Here is a 16283-nt window from a genome sequence, read left to right as displayed (position 1 = left end):
ACAGCCCTTTTTATTGTGGTAGCTACTGCTGGCTAGAAAGTAATACCAGCGGTTAAAGAAGTAATAAAGCGGTTGGCATCCACGGTAATTACAGGCTCATTGCCAGAGTTCAGGGTATAAGCCCGATAGTATTGATTACCAGTATTGTAAACACCTGCCACGTCTAGGAAAAACTTGTTCTGGCGAATGCCAAGGCCACCGGTGAAGTAGTTTTGAGTGCCATTTAAGCCACTGTCTTCGTACGGGCTGCCGTAGCGTGCGTACCCCAGCCGAAAGCGAAACGCATTGTAGCGGGCCTCACCACCGATGCGCAGATTCACCGTGGGGCGGTACAGCGCCGCAATGGCGTCGTTTTGCGAGTTGAAAGAGCCGGAGAGACCAGTATCCGAATCGTCCTTCAATCGTGCGCTGGGATAGTTAACGTATTCCAGGTCGCCGCTCACAAAACCAAATTTGCCAATCAGCACCGCCACGCCCCCCGATGCCCGGAAAGGCGTAGTCAGGCGGTAGCTAAACTCGCCACCGGTGGAAGCTGAGCCATCAGAAATCGATTCTATGACTTGCCCATTCTCGTTCACGAACTCAACGGCTGGCGTGAACTGTGTGGTGAGCAAAGTGCTGTAGGTGTCATCAAGCTGCATAAACGTTGGCGTTTGGACGGAGGCGCCAAAACGAACCTGGTCATTAGGCCGATAAATGGCCCCCAGGCGTGCATTGAATCCATTTCCCCGCGTCTCCAGATTATCCCGCAGTGTCAGGCTTACCCCGCTATTGGGGTCTGTACCGAACTCGCTGAACACGCGGGTTTGAATGAAGCGGGTGCTTACAACCCCAATAGCGCCCCCGATATAAATCTTGTCCCGGAAGCTGGCTCCATAGCCGAAATCAAACTGCGTCTGGGAGCCCTCGTTCACCACCGATTCCTGCTGCTGGATAGGGCCATTGCGTGGCACCGTTACAATCTGCTCCGCCGTGCCCGGACCATTATCCTGAATGTTAGTCAGATAAGCGCCATACGCTAAGCCTTCCAGATCCAGATACTCATTATCGTTGAACTGCTTAACAATATCATCCAGCGTTTGGGGCAGGGAGCCATTCAGCAAGCGGGGTTCACGAAGGCGTTGAAAGAAGGATCGGTTATCCTGAACAGTACCTGAGTATTGGAAGCTCGTGTTGAAATCGTTTATTCGGTTCAGGCCTACGGCAAACGCCCCGGCCCGCCAGTCCGACGTGTTATCATCATCGGGGCGACGATTCACAAAAACGGCCCCCAGACTTCCTATCTGCAAGCCGTTGCGCGATTCCGATAATTGGGCACCCGTGCCCGAAGTAGTAGAATTGCCCATGTTCAGCCCCGGCGTGAAAGTCACTTCCGACTGCTGGAAAAGCCCCAGACCAGCTGGGTTGCTCACCAGGTTGCCGAGGTCGGCGCCCACGGCTACATTGGCCCCACCGATACCCAGCGTGCGGGAGGTGCCGCCAAATTGCAGCTGCGAATACCGTAGCGCATCCGTTTCACTTTGGGCAAAGGCGTGGCTGGCCCAACCCAAAAGGGTCAGACCAAGCCAGTATTTCAGGTTTTTCATGAAGGAGAGATAGACAGGTTCGCGTAAACGAACGTGCGCAGATTATTATTGAGCTTACGCCTTTGACTTAACGAATGCGTCCACGGCTTCCGCCACTGTTGCTGCCACCGCTATTGCTAGGGCTGCTCATTGAAGGGGAAGAATAAGATTCCGAACGCGAAGGCTGCGAATATGACTCGGAGCGCGAAGGCTGTGAGTACGTCCGGGTCGAGCGCTCAGATGTTGAGGACTCAGAGCGCTGAGGACGTGATACTTGCTGACTGGGCGCGTTGCGCATCTCCCGGCGTGATGGGAAAGCCCGAGTAGATTGAGCAGGCGAAGCAGTACCATCATTCGAAGCTGGCTCTACCGTACGCCAGCGGCGTGGCTGGCTGGCACTGGTAGCCGATTCAGTTACTACCCCGGGCTGCGAAGGCTGGGCAGTAGGCTGCGGTGAATCTGCGCCTGACGCGTTCAGCACACGACCACGACCACGGCCGGCAGTAGTTGGCGCGGGAGCGGCGGAACCATCTACCACGTTACCGCCCCGGCTGCGGGTAGACATTACCGGACCGCTATTGGTCGGACGATCCAGATTATATGCCTGACTGCTCCGGTCGCGGCGCGGGGCCACGTTTACGTTGCTACGGCGATTGTCGGTGTAGTTACGATTATACACGTTGCCGTATCCCAGGCCGCCGTAGCCTAAGCCCCCATAGCCATAACCGCGCAGCCCCCATAGAAGCCGTTGTTGAAACCATCGTAGTAGCCCATGCCATAGCCGCCACCGTAGCCATAGCGCCATGGGCGCGCCCATGGGTTGCCGAAGCCCAAGCCAATGTTAATGAAAGAGCCGCCGCCAAAAGCGTAAGGGTTGTAGAAAGGATCGTAGAAGCCGCCGTAGGGCGAATAAGCGCCATAATAGGCATTAGACCCGTACCAAAAAGGATCGGTGTAGGCTAAATCATAATAGCCCAAGCCGGTGCCACGGTATGGCTGATGAAAGCGACGAATACGCGTCGAGTAGCCATAGTCTTCATCATAATATTCATCTGAGCCACTACGCGCGTTCGATGAGGCAGCACCCTCGTTGTAATCAGGATTGGCCGCCTCATCGGTGGTAGCTTCGTAGCCGCCTTCCTCATACGAGGCGGGGGCTGCCGAAGCAACGAGAGTTGTCTTATCCTTGGAAGTATAGTAAACACCGTCGCTCTCCGTGGAGGTGAGCGCCGACGTGCCAACGCAGCCCCCGAGCGTGAGCAGGGCCAAAGTGGGCAATAAGGCTGGGAGGAAATTTTTCATGTCTGCTGGCGCGAAAGGGTGGACCAAGAAAGTAGAGAATAAGGGTAACCTAACCGGACCCATGCTCTTCTCCGCTAATGTAGCGGACTGCTTGGGTTTTAATAACGTAATTTGCCCCGAAACGGTGCCTTTTGTTGTGTCAAATGTTGTACCAGAGTACGAACAGATTTGCTTATTTAAAGATACTCCAAAGATGAGTAAAAGTTTGCCGAAGCGGAGCGAAGATTATTCGCTGTGGTACAATGAGTTAGTGAAGCGCGCCGGCCTGGCCGAGAACTCGGCTGTACGGGGCTGTATGGTTATCAAGCCGTATGGCTATGCCATCTGGGAAAAGATGCAACGCCAGCTCGACGATATGTTCAAGCGCACGGGCCACGAAAATGCCTACTTTCCGCTGTTTGTACCCAAAAGTTTATTTGAAGCCGAAGAAAAAAACGCCGAAGGTTTCGCCAAAGAATGTGCCGTGGTAACGCACTATCGGTTACAAACAGACCCCGACAATCCGGGGAAGCTGCGCGTCGACCCCAATGCCAAGCTGGAGGAAGAATTGATAGTGCGGCCGACCTCTGAGGCCATCATCTGGAGCACCTACAAAAATTGGATTCAGAGCTACCGCGACCTGCCTTTGCTCATTAACCAGTGGGCTAACGTGGTGCGCTGGGAAATGCGCACGCGCTTGTTTCTGCGCACCGCCGAGTTCTTGTGGCAGGAAGGTCACACGGCCCACGCTACGGCCGAGGAAGCCCTCGCCGAAACGCGCCAGATGCTGGACGTGTACGCCGAGTTTGCGGAAGAGTGGATGGCCCTGCCGGTGGTAAAAGGCGTGAAGACCGAGAATGAGCGCTTCGCGGGTGCCCTCGAAACCTACTGCATCGAGGGTTTGATGCAGGACGGCAAGGCCTTGCAGGCGGGCACTTCCCACTTTCTGGGGCAGAATTTTGCCAAGGCCTTCGACGTACAGTTTACCAACAAAGAAGGCAGCCTGGAGCACGTGTGGGGAACAAGCTGGGGCGTGAGTACCCGCCTGATGGGTGCTTTGGTGATGGCCCACTCCGACGACGACGGCCTGATTTTGCCCCCCAAGCTGGCTCCTATTCAGGTGGTTATCGTGCCCATTTACAAAACCGGCCAGCTAGATGAGCTAAAGGAGCGCATCCGGCCTATTCAGATGGGCTTGCTGGAGCGGGGCATCAGTGTGAAGCTCGACGACCGCGACACCGAGCGCCCAGGCTTTAAGTTTGCTGAGTGGGAGCTAAAAGGCGTACCCGTGCGCTTGGCCATCGGTATGCGCGACTTGGAGAACGGCACGGTAGAAGTAGCCCGCCGCGACACCAAAGAGAAGTTGAACATGCCGCTCACCGACATTGTGAATAACATCGATCAGCTACTTCAGGACATCCAAAATAATATCTACCAGCGCGCTCACAACTTCCGCGAAACCCACACCACCCGCGTGGAAAGCTATGAGGAGTTCAAGCAGGTACTCGACGGCCCCGGCGGCTTTGTTGTAGCTCATTATGATGGCACTCCCGAAACGGAGGAGCGCATCAAAGAGGAAACTAAAGCCACGATTCGCTGCCTGGCGCTTGCCGAGCCTGATGAAGATGGCATCTGCATTGTGACTGGGAAGCCCAGCACACGGCGCGCTCACTTTGCGCGAGCGTATTAGGAGTGTTGCCTTTATTTAAAAAAGCCCCCACAAATAACTGTGGGGGCTTTTTTGCTGTTTATTATGTTAGCTGCCAGAACCAGCCGATGTAATAGCAGTAGTTAGCTCCTCATCCGAAAGCTCTTCCAGCCAGTCTTTATCCAGTTCCAGACGCACGGTTTGCGCGCCGCCGCTGGGCGTACAAACTACTGTCACGGTTCCATCTTGGGCTTCGGCTAGCTTGGTGGCTTGCTCGGCGGTTTTGCTATCGAGGCCGGCGTAGGCTTGCACGCAGGTCCAGGCGGTATTTGATTCGTCGGTTATTTCACGTTGTTTCATCATGACCCCAATACGAAACTAGAGCGCAGTTGGTGGGCTCAACATGCCTCATCTTGCTTCCCTAAATACGTCCTGACGATACTTCGCATGGAACTACTAACGGACCAAGCCGCCTAGTTAATAGCAGCAGAAGCTCGGCGCTTGCTCTGGCAACGGCGGTTGTTTTTGTGTATATTTAAGAACACATCCTACTTTCCTTTCTATGGACTGGCTTACCGTTGTTTTACTGTTGCTTTTCGGCCTGCTGTTTTTGGTAGTTGAGGTGCTCTTTATTCCGGGCACTACGTTGGTCGGACTGGTTGGATTTGGGTTACTGGTGGCGGGCGTATGGCTGGGCTATCGTGATTTGGGCACCACGGCTGGCCACTACGCGCTGTTGTTTTCAGTGGTGGCTGCGGGCGTGATGCTGTACGTGGGCCTCCGACCGAAAAACCTGCACAGGTTTGCCCTCACCGATGTGAATGACAGCCACGTGCGCGACGTGCGCCGCCCCGATGTGCAGCCCGGCGCTACCGGACGAGCTCTATCGGCGCTACGGCCCGCCGGCACTGTTCTGTTTGGCGAAGACCGCAGAGAAGCTGCCACGCGGGGTGAGTTTCTGGATGCTGGCACCGCCGTGCGCGTTTTGCGCATCGAGCAGAACCGTATCATTGTAGAGCAAGCTTAACCTTGAAGGCAGCGCTGGCTTAGCTCTAAAAAGCCCCCCAAGTCGTTTTTCTCCTATTTCCACCTACGTCTAACCCTTACTTAATGGAGTTTCCCTTTATTCCGCTGGCCATCGCGGCCGTAGCTCTGCTGGTATTTCTGTACTTCTTTCCCATCGGGCTCTGGATTACAGCTATTTTCTCGGGGGTGCGGGTCAGCCTGTTTCAGCTGGTGCTGATGCGGGTACGCAAGGTGTCGCCCACGCTCATCGTCAACTCCCTGATTACGAGCACCAAGGCCGGCTTGGAGCTAACCGCGAACGATCTAGAAACGCACTACTTGGCTGGGGGCAATATTCCAAGCGTTATCAAAGCACTTATTTCGGCTGACAAGGCCAATATTCCGCTCACTTTTAAGCAGGCTACTGCCATTGACCTGGCTGGCCGCGACGTATTCGAGGCTGTCACGACTTCCGTTAATCCCAAGGTAATCAACACGCCCAACGTGGCGGCGGTAGCGCAAGATGGCATTCAGCTTATCGCCAAAGCCCGGATTACGGTGCGGGCCAACATCGCGCAACTCGTGGGCGGGGCCGGCGAAGAAACGATTCTGGCCCGCGTGGGTGAGGGCATCGTGACGAGCATTGGCTCGTCGCGCTCTCATAAGGAAGTGCTCGAAAATCCGGATAAAATATCTAAGCTGGTGCTGCAAAAAGGCCTCGATGCCGGTACTGCCTTCGAGATTCTCTCTATTGATATTGCTGACATTGACATCGGCGAAAACATCGGGGCAAAACTGCAAATAGACCAAGCCACCGCCGACCTGAAAGTGGCCGAAGCCAAAGCCGAGGAACGCCGGGCCATGGCCGTAGCCGTGGAGCAGGAAAACCGCGCCAAGACGCAGGAAGCCAAGGCCCGTGTGGTAGAAGCTGAAGCCGAAATTCCAAAGGCCATTTCCGAAGCCTTCCGTAGCGGCAACCTCGGTATTATGGACTACTACAAAATGCGCAACATCCAGTCAGACACGGACATGCGTGACTCCATTGCAAATCCTGGGGGCAAAGTAGCAGCATCAAGCCCGGCCGCGACGAAACCCGTCAGACCTGATAAGAAACGGCAACAGACAGCGCTTTTGCAATTAAGTTTTTATAAAAACGCCCCCCGAACACTTAGCGTTCGGGGGCGTTTTGTCTTTGCAATCAGACTACACTGCTCGGACAAAACCTGTTTGTGCTTACTCCAGCGGCAGCTCTCGATTAAAATGAGCTTTCAGAATATCGTTTACCTTCTCCTTAGTCAGTGGCTTATTCATAAAGCCTGCAATGCCTAGCTGCTGCACGCGCTCTACGTCGCGCGGGTGCAGCGACGTAGTGAGCATAATGATGATCACATGTTCTTTGGGCGTAATATCGAGCCGGTCGTAAGCTTCCAGAAACTCGAAGCCGTTCATCACGGGCATATTCACATCGAGCAATACCAGCGCCGGGCACCCAGACTCCCGGCATTCCTTCTCAAACATAGAAAGCGCCTCCTTCCCATTCAGGGCCGTGAGCAGCTTCTCTGTCATGTTAAGGCCTTCCAAGAGCCTTTGGTTGAGGAAATTATTAATTCGGTCGTCGTCTACTAAGAGGGTGCAAGAAATCTTATCCACGGGCAGAGGTTGTATCAGGCGATCAGCGTAGGAGAAGCGTGGCTTTACTGCCGCTTCCGACAGTCTCAAATGCTCCGCTTGCTTAGAGATACGCTGACTTTTCGTTTTTGACCGAAGGACAGCTACTCGTTGAAGTAGACGATAAAAGGGAAGGTCTGGTTTAGCAGAGCATGCAAACTCCTCCTCATCGTAAAGTAGACACGGGCCATACTTTACCTATAAAGAAGCCCCCCAGCTCAGCTGGGGGATTCTTTATAGGTAAAGTATCAGATAAATGAAATACTATTTCTTCGTGATCCTGAATTCAACCCGCCGATTGAGACGGCGTGTTTCCTCTTGGTCGTTGCTGCCTACGGGCTTGCTGCCGCCAAAGCCTTCCGTGGTAATACGAGTGGCAGAAATGCCTCGTGCAACCAAGTACTTCTTCACCTCATTCACGCGGTCAAGGCTTAGCTTCACGTTCAAGGCCGGGTCGCCCTGATTATCGGTGTGGCCTTCCAGCTTGATTTCCATGTTCGGATACTCTTTCATAATCCCGATCAGGCGTTGTAGCTCGGGATAAGAGTTTTCGCGCAGAAAGAACTTGCTCTGAGCGAAGAAGATATTGGTCAGCTTGATGGTTTGCCCTACCGTGAACGGAATCAGGTACAAATCCTGCGTTAGCTCGGTGTACTTCTGCCGATCAGTTACGTCGATGTTGTCGCTTTCTGAAATATAGTCGGCAGCCTCCGCCCGGTAGCCATAGTGCGCTCCCGAAGGAAGTACAATCGTATAGGAGCCGTCTACTGGGCTCGTCTCAGCCACACCCAACTCTTCGCCGGTCAGCAGGTTCTCATAGCGAATTTTGGCGGCAACTGGTTTTTTGGTGCTGGCATCGAGCACGCGTCCCCGAACCAGGGTTACTACTTCCGGCTTAAACTGAGGCGTAAGGCCAATGCGAAAGATGTCGCGTGAGCCTTCTGTACCGTTGCGCGACGACACCAGGTAAGCATCCTCTCCCGCCGCCGATACGGTATAGTAAGCATCGAAATCAGAGGAATTGATATTGGAGCCCAGATTGCGGGGCTTGGTCCAGCTTGTCCAGGTGTCGTCGAGGCGCTTGCTATAAAAAATGTCGCTTTGTCCATACCCACCGTGGCCTTCAGAGGCGAAGTACAGGGTTTTGCCATCAGCGGCCAGAAAAGGAGCAAACTCAGCCTTTTTAGTATTTACCGAGGTACCCAAATTGCGAGGCTTTCCCCAGGTTTTGCCATCACTCTTGAGCAGACTTACATATAGGTCCTGCTGGCCCTGCCCGTCTTTGCGCTGTACTGCCATCAGCAGTTCCTTGCCCGAGGTAGCAAGGTAGAAATCAACGTTTTCGGGGTCGTCGTTATAAAAGTCCTCTACTTCAATCTTCGTTGGCTTTGTCCAGCCGGTGGGCGTACGTCGCGCCATACTCAAGCCTTTGGGATCCAGCGAGCCATCGGGATTGTACACATTGATCAAGACCACCGCATTACCGTCCGACGATACCGAGGCTAAGCCATTCGGACCAGGCGTGTTGATGGGTCCGCCGATGTTTTTGGCAGGGTTCCACGACTTCATGGCCGCGTCGCGCAAATTGCTGTACCACACGTCCTGCACATCATCTTTGCCCCCACATTCTGCGGGCTCTCCTGACGAGCGAAGAACAGCGTTTTGCCATCGGGTGATATAACCGGGTGGGTATCAACGTACTTGGAATTGACGGTAGGCCCGAGGTTCACCATCGACGAATCAGCTGACACGCCGTTCTCATCTGCGGCGGCCGATTTGAATTCCTCCTTTACCATGGTGGCGGCCACGTCGGCAATACCAATAGCATCTATCTGATTCACGCCATTCACTTTAAGCGTGTTCATGGTCACTCGTACGCCGATGGTCCGGTAAGTGCCCGGCTCAAAAGTCACTTGCAGAGAGCGAAATAGCTCCGGAATGGGGCCCGGGTTCTTGTTTTCATACACCTGATGTTTGCCGCCGCGCGTGTCAATTAATTCAATTTTAGTGACCGATCCGGGATTAAAATTTTCCACGACCGTGACCTGACGGGCAATCAACGACTTACTGAAGCGAACTTCCACGAATTCCTCTTTCCCTTCTTTCTTCGGAATCCAGGCATCGTTGCTCACTTGGCCAAGCGGCTTGGCGTTCGGCTCACCTAACACCTTGTCGGGCGAGAACGCCTCTTTCCCTTCTGCCTTCTGCGATGATACCTCTACCACTTTGTTGGCCCATACAGCATGTTGGGCCTGAGCCTGTAAGCTCACAGCTAGCACGACCGCCAGCGTAAAAAATGACTTGTAAAAACGCATAGTTAACACCAAAAAGATATTGCCAGAGAGCTCAACAAGCTCATCTTTGACTTCGTTCTCTTGCCCCGTCACATTCCAAGTAATCTAGGGAGCGGCTCCGGTCTGCGAAAGCCAAGCCAAAACTACTAACTGTGAACGTAAGGGAAGATTTTTTTTAAAAATAGAACTTTTTCTGTATTAAAAATGAACTATATAAGCTAAAACATAAAAAAAAACCTGTTCACGCTTAGCATGAACAGGCTTTTTACTGAAAATCAAGCAATCAGCAATAGCTGCTTAAGGCTGAAGGGTGAACGTGCGGGTGACGGAGTTGAACGGTCCCGGAATGACAGTACCATTGGTGTCGACCAGCTCCAGCTTTATGGTGTTTTGGCCGGCGGGCAAGCCTTCCATCATATACGGCAGCCACTGATCCAACATAAACTCGGTTCCGTTGATGGTAGCGCGCACTTTGGCGCCTTCAGGGCTGAGCGTAGTATTAACCAGATAAAAATCCAGCATTACCTTCTTGGTATCGTTACCCGAATAGGTATCCTTAGGCCGGCTATAGAACATGTGCGGAGCGGCCAAATCGGCCCCCAGCGGGGTGGCGCGCGCCGAGCCAACATTGATCACGCGCAGGTCATAGGCACCACGATGCTTCAGGCTTTCGTGATAGGAGCGCGACAGGAACGACAGCACCACGTGCTGACCATCAGGGATATTCTTGGTAAACTCGGTCGTGTAGTGAGCGGTATAGGGCTCATTGTCGACGATATTATGAATGTGCTGGCCTTGCTGCGAATTGGCCATGTGCTCGGCGTGTATGCCGCCGGTCATCTTGGTCAGCTGAAAGTTACTTAAGTCATAGTCGAAGGGCACAGCACCGGAGGCTACGGTATTGCCAGAGGTTGGCGTCTTCAGCCGCATCTGCGACTCCGGATATTTAGGCGAGTCGTTGAAAGGAGTCAGGCGGATGCCATTCTTTTCCATGCTTGACAATCCACCCGGCGCTGTATTCTCAGCGATGGTCTGCGTGGCAGTTTCGGTTTGCTGACGAGTTGTGTCGCAGGCTACAACGCCTAAAAACATGGCGCCGCTTAAGAGTAAAGTTGATGCTTTCATAATGAAAAAGGAAATAGTACCAAAGAAGCCGAATATCGGGTAATGTTGAGTTACAAAGATGACATTTGATTTTTGAGTACCTTGCACAACACGAAATGATTGCTCAAAAGTATCTTGATTTTCCGCTATGGACCCAACATTGCTGGAAGAAATTCCATCCCTCGATCTAGCCGACTTCCGGTCAGGCGACCCGGAGCGCAAGCAGCGCTTCGTCCAACAACTCGGTGATGCTTACCAAAGCATCGGCTTCGTGGCCCTGCGTAATCATGGCCTAACCGAAGAGCAAACCACCCAGCTCTACGCCGACGTAAAATCCTTTTTCTCCCTGCCCGATGAGGTAAAGCAAAGCTACGAGAACCCTGCTTTGGCCGGGCAGCGCGGTTACATAGGCAAAGGCAAGGAGCACGCGAAAGGCCGCAACACCGGCGACCTGAAGGAATTCTACCACGTAGGCCAAGAGGTAGACGACCCGAATGACCCCATCAAAAATGAGTACCCCGACAACATCTGGCCGAAGGAAGTCCCTACCTTTCACCAGACTACGCTGACCACGTACAAAACGCTGGAAGCAGCGGGTAAGGACGTACTGCGCGCCATTGCTTTATACCTGAATCTGCCCGAAAACTACTTCGATGATAAGGTGCGCAACGGCAACAGCATCCTGCGCCCCATTCATTACTTCCCCATCGAGAACCCCGATGCGGTGCCGGCTGATGCAGTACGGGCCGCCGAACACGGCGACATCAACCTGATTACGCTGCTTATGGGCGCTTCGGCCGATGGCCTGCAAGTGTTGCGCCGCGATGGCAAGTGGATTCCGATCACAGCTCTGCCCGACCAGATCGTGGTAAACGTGGGCGACATGCTCCAGCGCCTGACCAATGGCGTACTCAAGAGCACCATTCACCGCGTGGTAAATCCGCCCCGTGAGAAGATGAACTCTTCGCGCTTCTCTGTACCATTTTTCATGCACCCTCGCTCCGAAATGAGCTTGGCAGCACTCGAAAACTGCGTTACGCCCGACAATCCTAAGCAGGAAGCAGACATTACCGCCGGCGAGTTCCTGAACGAGCGGTTGATTGAGCTTGGCTTGAAGAAAAAGTAACCGTTGTTGTCAGCTAATTACTGACAACCGATAATTGAGGTAAAAAAGCCCCCGGCATTTTTCTGGGGGCTTTTTTCTGATAATACCGTATCTTTTCTTCGCACTATGAAGGCCTTAGTATCTGGCTGTTAAAAGTACCAAGCTCTAAAAAAGTGGAAACGGAAGAGGTTAGCTTGGTTCCCCCACCCCGCCGTAGTGGCAACCGCACCAAGCGCGTACGCGGTATCATTTTCCTGAAGGATGTGGCCGTGCTGGCTCTCACCAGCTTTGGCGGTCCGCAGGCGCACCTAGCCATGATGTTCCGCTTGCTAGTTGATAAGCGACGCTACCTCACGTCGGCAGAGTTGGTGGAGCTGACGGCTTTGTGCCAAATTGTGCCCGGCCCCTCCTCTACCCAAACGATCACTGCAATCGGCTTCCGGCTGGGCGGCCCCAATCTGGCGTATCTCACGCTGCTGGTCTGGATGACGCCCGCCGTAACGTTCATGACCGTCTTTGCACTCAGTATTAGCTATTTAGACCCTAGCCTGGTAGCTCGACTGGTGCAGTTCGTGCAGCCGATTGCCATTGGGTTCGTTGCTTATTCAGCTTACAAAATTGCCGAAAAGGTAATTCACACCAAGACCTCCGTCGCCCTGATGGTATCGGGAGCTATGCTTGCTTATTCCTTCCAGCTGCCGGCCGTACTGCCCTTGCTACTGCTGGCTGGGGGCTAATTACGGCCTTTCGCTACAGCAAACTGCCTCAGATAGAGCAAAAGCAACCGTTGCGCGTTGAGTGGGCCAACTTCGCTCTTTGGCTAGGCGTACTTATTGCGGCGGCCGTGCTTGGCCATTACACGCGCTGGCTACCCGTGCGGCTTTTCGAGAACTTTTACCGCAACGGCAGCCTCGTATTTGGGGGCGGGCAAGTGCTGGCGCCGCTTCTGTTTGCTGAGTTTGTGGAGTTTAAGCGCTACCTCACGGCCCCGGAGTTCCTGTCGGGGCTGGGACTGGTGCAGGCCATGCCGGGGCCCAACTTTTCCTTTGCTTCCTATATCGGTACGCTTGCCATGCGCCGGGAAGATGCAGGTGTGAGCGGGCAGCTGCTGGGTGCGTTGGTTGCCTCGGCGGGTATTTTTCTGCCGGGCACCTTTCTGATCTTCTTTCTGATTCGCTTCTGGGACCAGCTGAAGCAGTACCGCGTGGTAAAAGCGTCGTTGGAAGGCATCAATGCCGTAAGTGCGGGTCTGGTGTGGGCCGCCACCTTTCTGCTCTACCATCCGCTGCCCGATACGCCCGTCAACCTGATACTGGTAGCTTCTACGTTCTTGTTGCTCCTATGGAATAAGATTCCGTCCTACGTTATCATCGGGGCCGGACTGGTAGCTGGTATCTTGTTCTGATACTGGTTTGGTATAAACACAAAAAAGCCCCCAGATTGACCTGGGGGGCTTTTTTACATAGTATATCTGTGTTTAGGCTTCCAGCATTTGCGTTTCGGGCAGATTCATCAGATAATCGCCATAACCGCTTTTGCGCAGGGGCTCTGCTATTTTGCGTAGCTGATCCGCCGTGATAAAACCCTGACGGTAAGCAACTTCCTCAATGGAGCCTATCTTCAGACCCTGACGATGCTCAATGACCCGCACAAACTCTGAGGCCTGCATCAGGCTCTCAAAGGTGCCCGTATCCAGCCAGGCCGTGCCGCGGCCCAGAATACCCACTTTCAGCTTGCCACGACGCAGATACTCCTGATTCACATCCGTGATTTCGTACTCGCCCCGAAAGCTGGGCTTGAGATTGCGCGCAATCTCAATTACTTCGTTATCATAAAAATACAGGCCCGGCACCGCGTAGTTGCTCTTCGGTGTTTTGGGCTTTTCCTCAATGCTGAGTGCTTTTTTGTCGGCATCAAACTCAACTACGCCGTAGCGCTCCGGGTCATTGACGTGGTAGGCATATACCACGCCGCCGTCGGGGTTGCTGTTGCTTTGAAGCAGCTGCTCCAGTCCTTCACCGTAGAAGATGTTATCCCCCAATACCAAGGCTACTTTATCATCACCGATAAAGTCGGCACCAATGACAAAGGCCTGCGCCAAGCCGTTAGGCACTTCCTGAATGGCATACTGAAAATTGCAGCCCAAGCTCTTTCCATCACCGAGCAGCCGCTGAAACTGCGCCTGATCATGAGGCGTGGTGATCAGCAGGATATCCCGAATTCCGGCCATCATCAAGATAGACAGCGGATAATAAATCATCGGCTTATCGTACACCGGCATAAGCTGCTTGCTAACGGCCAGCGTGAGGGGATGCAGGCGAGTGCCGGATCCACCGGCGAGAATAATACCTTTCATGTGTCAGGGACGACGAACCAAGTATAAAAGAATGGGGCGCGAGCGGGCTTCGTGGCCGCCAAAGGGTTAGTTGCTCTCGTGAATGAACTTCTGGTTTGCTTTAAACCACGCCAGCGTTTGCTGCAAGCCTTCCCGAATGCGAATCTGCGGATCGTAGCCGAGCAGGTTTCTGGCTTTGGAAATATCAGCTAGCGAGTCGCGGATGTCGCCGGGACGGTCGGGGCCGTATTCGGGCGTAATATCCGAGCCGGCTTCTTCTTTGAGAATAGTAAACAGGTCGTTCAGCGACGTGCGGTCGGCTACGGCAATGTTATACACCTCATTCAGCGCCGCCGGATTTGTGGTCAGCGCCGCTTTGATGTTGGCTTGCACGCAGTTTTCTACAAAGGTAAAATCGCGCGTCTGTCCACCGTCGCCATTCATGCGGGGGCTTTTCCCTGCAACACCGCGTCGATAAACAACGGAATTACGGCCGCGTAAGCGCCATTCGGGTCTTGGCGGGGGCCAAAAATATTGAAGTAGCGCAGCCCGATAATAGGCATGCCATAGGTTTTACCGAATACGTCGGCGTACAGCTCATTGGCATACTTGGTCACGGCGTACGGCGACAAGGGCTTGCCGATGCGGTCTTCTATCTTAGGCAAGTGGGGCGAGTCGCCGTAGGTGGAAGAAGAAGCAGCGTACACAAAGCGCTGTACGTTAGCTTCTTTCGCGGCCACCAGCATATTCACAAAGCCCCCACGTTCACATCGTTACTCGTGATGGGGTCATTGATAGAACGCGGTACGGAGCCTAGTGCGGCCTGGTGCAGCACCACATTTGCCCCCCGGCAAGCATCGCGGCATACTTGCGGATCCCGAATGTCGCCTTCAATAACTTCCAGAGCCGGATGCCCTTCAAACAGGCGCATGTTTTTGCGGAAGCCGTTCGAGTAATTGTCCAGCACGCGCACGCGCCCGGCGCCGTACTTAAGCAGGTATTCAACCAGATTAGAGCCAATAAAGCCGGCTCCACCCGTCACCAGAAAGGTCAGGTTATCGAGTGGCTGGTCGTGAAAAGGGATATCGTACATTCTTTCAGTTAAGAATTAGTAATTAGTAATTAAGAATCGTGCTTTAAATAATCAGATAACTTATACCCAATTACTCATTCCTAATTCTTAATTATCAGTTGCGCGCTAGCGCTGAGCGTATTGCTGAAGGTAATAGTCCTGGTAGGCGCCCGTAGTCACGCGCTCCAGCCACTCAGTATTGGCCAGGTACCAGTCGACCGTTTGGGCCAAGCCTTGCTCAAACGTAACGGATGGCTTCCAGCCCAACTCGTTCATGATTTTGCTGGAATCGATGGCATAGCGCAAGTCGTGCCCGGCGCGGTCTTTCACGAAGGTGATAAGCTTGCGCGAAGTGCCGGGAGCTTGGCCAGTTTTCTCATCCACCACATCACACAGCAGGTGAATCAGCTCTAGGTTCTGCCACTCGTTTACGCCCCCAATATTATAGGTGTCGCCTACTTTGCCTTTATGAAACACGGCATCAATGGCCGTCGCGTGATCTTTCACGAATAGCCAGTCGCGCACATTTTCTCCCTTCCCATACACCGGCACCGGCTGCTGGGTGCGGATGCGGTGAATGGCCAGCGGAATCAGCTTTTCCGGGAAATGATTGGGACCGTAATTATTGGAGCAGTTGCTCAACTTCACCGGCAGCCCATACGTGTGGTACCAAGCGCGCACGAAGTGGTCGGAGCTGGCCTTGGAGGCGGAATAGGGAGAGCGAGGATCATACGCCGTGTCTTCCGTGAACATCTCAGGACCCATTTCCAGAGAGCCGTAGACTTCGTCGGTGCTTACGTGGTAGAACGTTTTGCCCTCATACCCCAGTGGCTTCCACAGGTTTTTGGCCGCGTTCAACAAGTGCACTGTACCCAGCACATTAGTTTTCACAAATGCCAATGGATCAGTAATGGAGCGGTCTACGTGCGACTCGGCAGCCAGATGGATTACTGCATCGGGCTCTTCGCGCGCAAACAGCTCATCAATGAACGCCTGATCGGCAATATCGCCTTTTATGAAGCGGTAATTAGGTGCATGCTCGATGTCGCGCAGATTCTCCAGGTTGCCTGCATACGTCAGGGCATCCAGATTAAGAATCTGATACTCCGGGTACTTGGTTACAAACAGGCGCACTACATGTGACCCAATAAACCCAGCCCCGCCGGTGATAATTATCTTCATCTGATAAATGGTTGAATTGCTAAA

Annotated in this window: 13 protein-coding genes and 4 pseudogenes; 6 read left to right on the top strand and 11 right to left on the bottom strand. The window is 53.6% G+C overall.

The window, feature by feature from the left end:
* Positions 1–32: 32 nt before the first annotated feature.
* The 3 genes from H9L05_RS07790 to H9L05_RS07780 form a co-directional block, all read right to left on the bottom strand.
* Entirely contained in the window at positions 33–1586 is a 1554-nt protein-coding gene (locus H9L05_RS07790) for an OmpP1/FadL family transporter (protein ID WP_187733682.1), read from the bottom strand.
* Positions 1587–1653: 67 nt separating this feature from the next.
* On the bottom strand, positions 1654–2244 hold the full coding sequence (locus H9L05_RS07785) for a hypothetical protein (protein WP_187733681.1): 591 nt from the start codon (positions 2242–2244) through the stop codon (positions 1654–1656).
* Positions 2245–2270: 26 nt separating this feature from the next.
* Complete coding sequence (locus H9L05_RS07780) at positions 2271–2867, bottom strand: hypothetical protein (protein WP_187733680.1); 597 nt, start codon at positions 2865–2867, stop codon at positions 2271–2273.
* A gap of 193 nt (positions 2868–3060) precedes the next feature.
* On the opposite strand from H9L05_RS07780, the gene proS reads away from it, so the two are divergent.
* A complete protein-coding gene (gene proS / locus H9L05_RS07775; RefSeq protein ID WP_187733679.1) occupies positions 3061–4536 on the top strand; it encodes a proline--tRNA ligase in 1476 nt (491 codons plus the stop codon).
* A gap of 66 nt (positions 4537–4602) precedes the next feature.
* On the opposite strand, the gene H9L05_RS07770 is transcribed toward proS, so the two are convergent.
* Positions 4603–4857: a hypothetical protein gene (locus tag H9L05_RS07770; RefSeq protein ID WP_223284806.1), complete on the bottom strand. Its 255-nt coding sequence runs from the start codon at positions 4855–4857 to the stop codon at positions 4603–4605.
* A 175-nt stretch (positions 4858–5032) separates the two neighbouring features.
* Between H9L05_RS07770 and H9L05_RS27170 the strand changes: the two are divergent.
* The 3 genes and pseudogenes from H9L05_RS27170 to floA form a co-directional block, all read left to right on the top strand.
* Positions 5033–5260, top strand: a pseudogene (locus H9L05_RS27170) (hypothetical protein); the annotation flags it as partial.
* Complete coding sequence (locus tag H9L05_RS27165) at positions 5258–5521, top strand: NfeD family protein (protein WP_444542855.1); 264 nt, start codon at positions 5258–5260, stop codon at positions 5519–5521. The pseudogene H9L05_RS27170 and the gene H9L05_RS27165, both read left to right, overlap by 3 nt.
* A gap of 83 nt (positions 5522–5604) precedes the next feature.
* A pseudogene (gene floA, locus H9L05_RS07760) lies at positions 5605–6552 on the top strand (flotillin-like protein FloA); the annotation flags it as partial.
* Between the two features lie 180 nt (positions 6553–6732).
* On the opposite strand, the gene H9L05_RS07755 reads toward floA, so the two are convergent.
* The 4 genes from H9L05_RS07755 to H9L05_RS07740 form a co-directional block, all read right to left on the bottom strand.
* Positions 6733–7149: a response regulator gene (locus H9L05_RS07755; RefSeq protein ID WP_187733677.1), complete on the bottom strand. Its 417-nt coding sequence runs from the start codon at positions 7147–7149 to the stop codon at positions 6733–6735.
* Positions 7150–7431: 282 nt separating this feature from the next.
* Positions 7432–8775 carry an OmpA family protein gene (locus tag H9L05_RS07750; protein ID WP_187733676.1) on the bottom strand — a complete coding sequence of 448 codons (1344 nt, stop codon included), beginning with the start codon at positions 8773–8775 and terminating at the stop codon, positions 7432–7434.
* Positions 8733–9482, bottom strand: a complete 750-nt coding sequence (locus H9L05_RS07745) for a PD40 domain-containing protein (protein WP_187733675.1) — start codon at positions 9480–9482, stop codon at positions 8733–8735. The genes H9L05_RS07750 and H9L05_RS07745 overlap by 43 nt, the downstream gene beginning before the upstream one ends.
* A gap of 276 nt (positions 9483–9758) precedes the next feature.
* Complete coding sequence (locus H9L05_RS07740) at positions 9759–10586, bottom strand: hypothetical protein (protein WP_187733674.1); 828 nt, start codon at positions 10584–10586, stop codon at positions 9759–9761.
* Positions 10587–10713: 127 nt separating this feature from the next.
* Here H9L05_RS07740 and H9L05_RS07735 point away from each other — a divergent pair, with 127 nt between their 5' ends.
* Positions 10714–11691: an isopenicillin N synthase family dioxygenase gene (locus H9L05_RS07735; RefSeq protein ID WP_187733673.1), complete on the top strand. Its 978-nt coding sequence runs from the start codon at positions 10714–10716 to the stop codon at positions 11689–11691.
* A gap of 293 nt (positions 11692–11984) precedes the next feature.
* A pseudogene (gene chrA, locus H9L05_RS07730) lies at positions 11985–13075 on the top strand (chromate efflux transporter).
* A 72-nt stretch (positions 13076–13147) separates the two neighbouring features.
* Here chrA and rfbA read toward each other — a convergent pair.
* The 3 genes and pseudogenes from rfbA to rfbB form a co-directional block, all read right to left on the bottom strand.
* Positions 13148–14026 (bottom strand): glucose-1-phosphate thymidylyltransferase RfbA, encoded by an 879-nt coding sequence (gene rfbA, locus H9L05_RS07725; RefSeq protein WP_187733672.1) that lies wholly within the window; start codon positions 14024–14026, stop codon positions 13148–13150.
* Between the two features lie 66 nt (positions 14027–14092).
* A pseudogene (locus H9L05_RS07720) lies at positions 14093–15098 on the bottom strand (SDR family oxidoreductase).
* A gap of 105 nt (positions 15099–15203) precedes the next feature.
* Positions 15204–16259, bottom strand: coding sequence for a dTDP-glucose 4,6-dehydratase (rfbB, locus tag H9L05_RS07715; RefSeq protein ID WP_187733671.1), 1056 nt, complete (start codon positions 16257–16259; stop codon positions 15204–15206).
* Positions 16260–16283 lie beyond the last annotated feature (24 nt).

The organism is Hymenobacter qilianensis, from assembly GCF_014489555.1.
Taxonomy (GTDB): domain Bacteria; phylum Bacteroidota; class Bacteroidia; order Cytophagales; family Hymenobacteraceae; genus Hymenobacter; species Hymenobacter qilianensis.
Note: the sequence above shows the minus strand (reverse complement) of the source record. Positions and strands in the feature narration are given on the sequence as shown.

Bases quoted from the DNA above. Each gene is read 5' to 3' on its own strand.
- H9L05_RS07740 (WP_187733674.1), bottom strand. From the start codon at position 10,586: ATGAAAGCATCAACTTTACTCTTAAGCGGCGCCATGTTTTTAGGCGTT.
- H9L05_RS27165 (WP_444542855.1), top strand. From the start codon at position 5,258: ATGCTGTACGTGGGCCTCCGACCGAAAAACCTGCACAGGTTTGCCCTC.
- H9L05_RS07735 (WP_187733673.1), top strand. From the start codon at position 10,714: ATGGACCCAACATTGCTGGAAGAAATTCCATCCCTCGATCTAGCCGAC.
- rfbA (WP_187733672.1), bottom strand. From the start codon at position 14,026: ATGAAAGGTATTATTCTCGCCGGTGGATCCGGCACTCGCCTGCATCCC.
- H9L05_RS07780 (WP_187733680.1), bottom strand. From the start codon at position 2,867: ATGAAAAATTTCCTCCCAGCCTTATTGCCCACTTTGGCCCTGCTCACG.
- H9L05_RS07770 (WP_223284806.1), bottom strand. From the start codon at position 4,857: ATGATGAAACAACGTGAAATAACCGACGAATCAAATACCGCCTGGACC.
- H9L05_RS07745 (WP_187733675.1), bottom strand. From the start codon at position 9,482: ATGCGTTTTTACAAGTCATTTTTTACGCTGGCGGTCGTGCTAGCTGTG.
- H9L05_RS07790 (WP_187733682.1), bottom strand. From the start codon at position 1,586: ATGAAAAACCTGAAATACTGGCTTGGTCTGACCCTTTTGGGTTGGGCC.
- rfbB (WP_187733671.1), bottom strand. From the start codon at position 16,259: ATGAAGATAATTATCACCGGCGGGGCTGGGTTTATTGGGTCACATGTA.
- proS (WP_187733679.1), top strand. From the start codon at position 3,061: ATGAGTAAAAGTTTGCCGAAGCGGAGCGAAGATTATTCGCTGTGGTAC.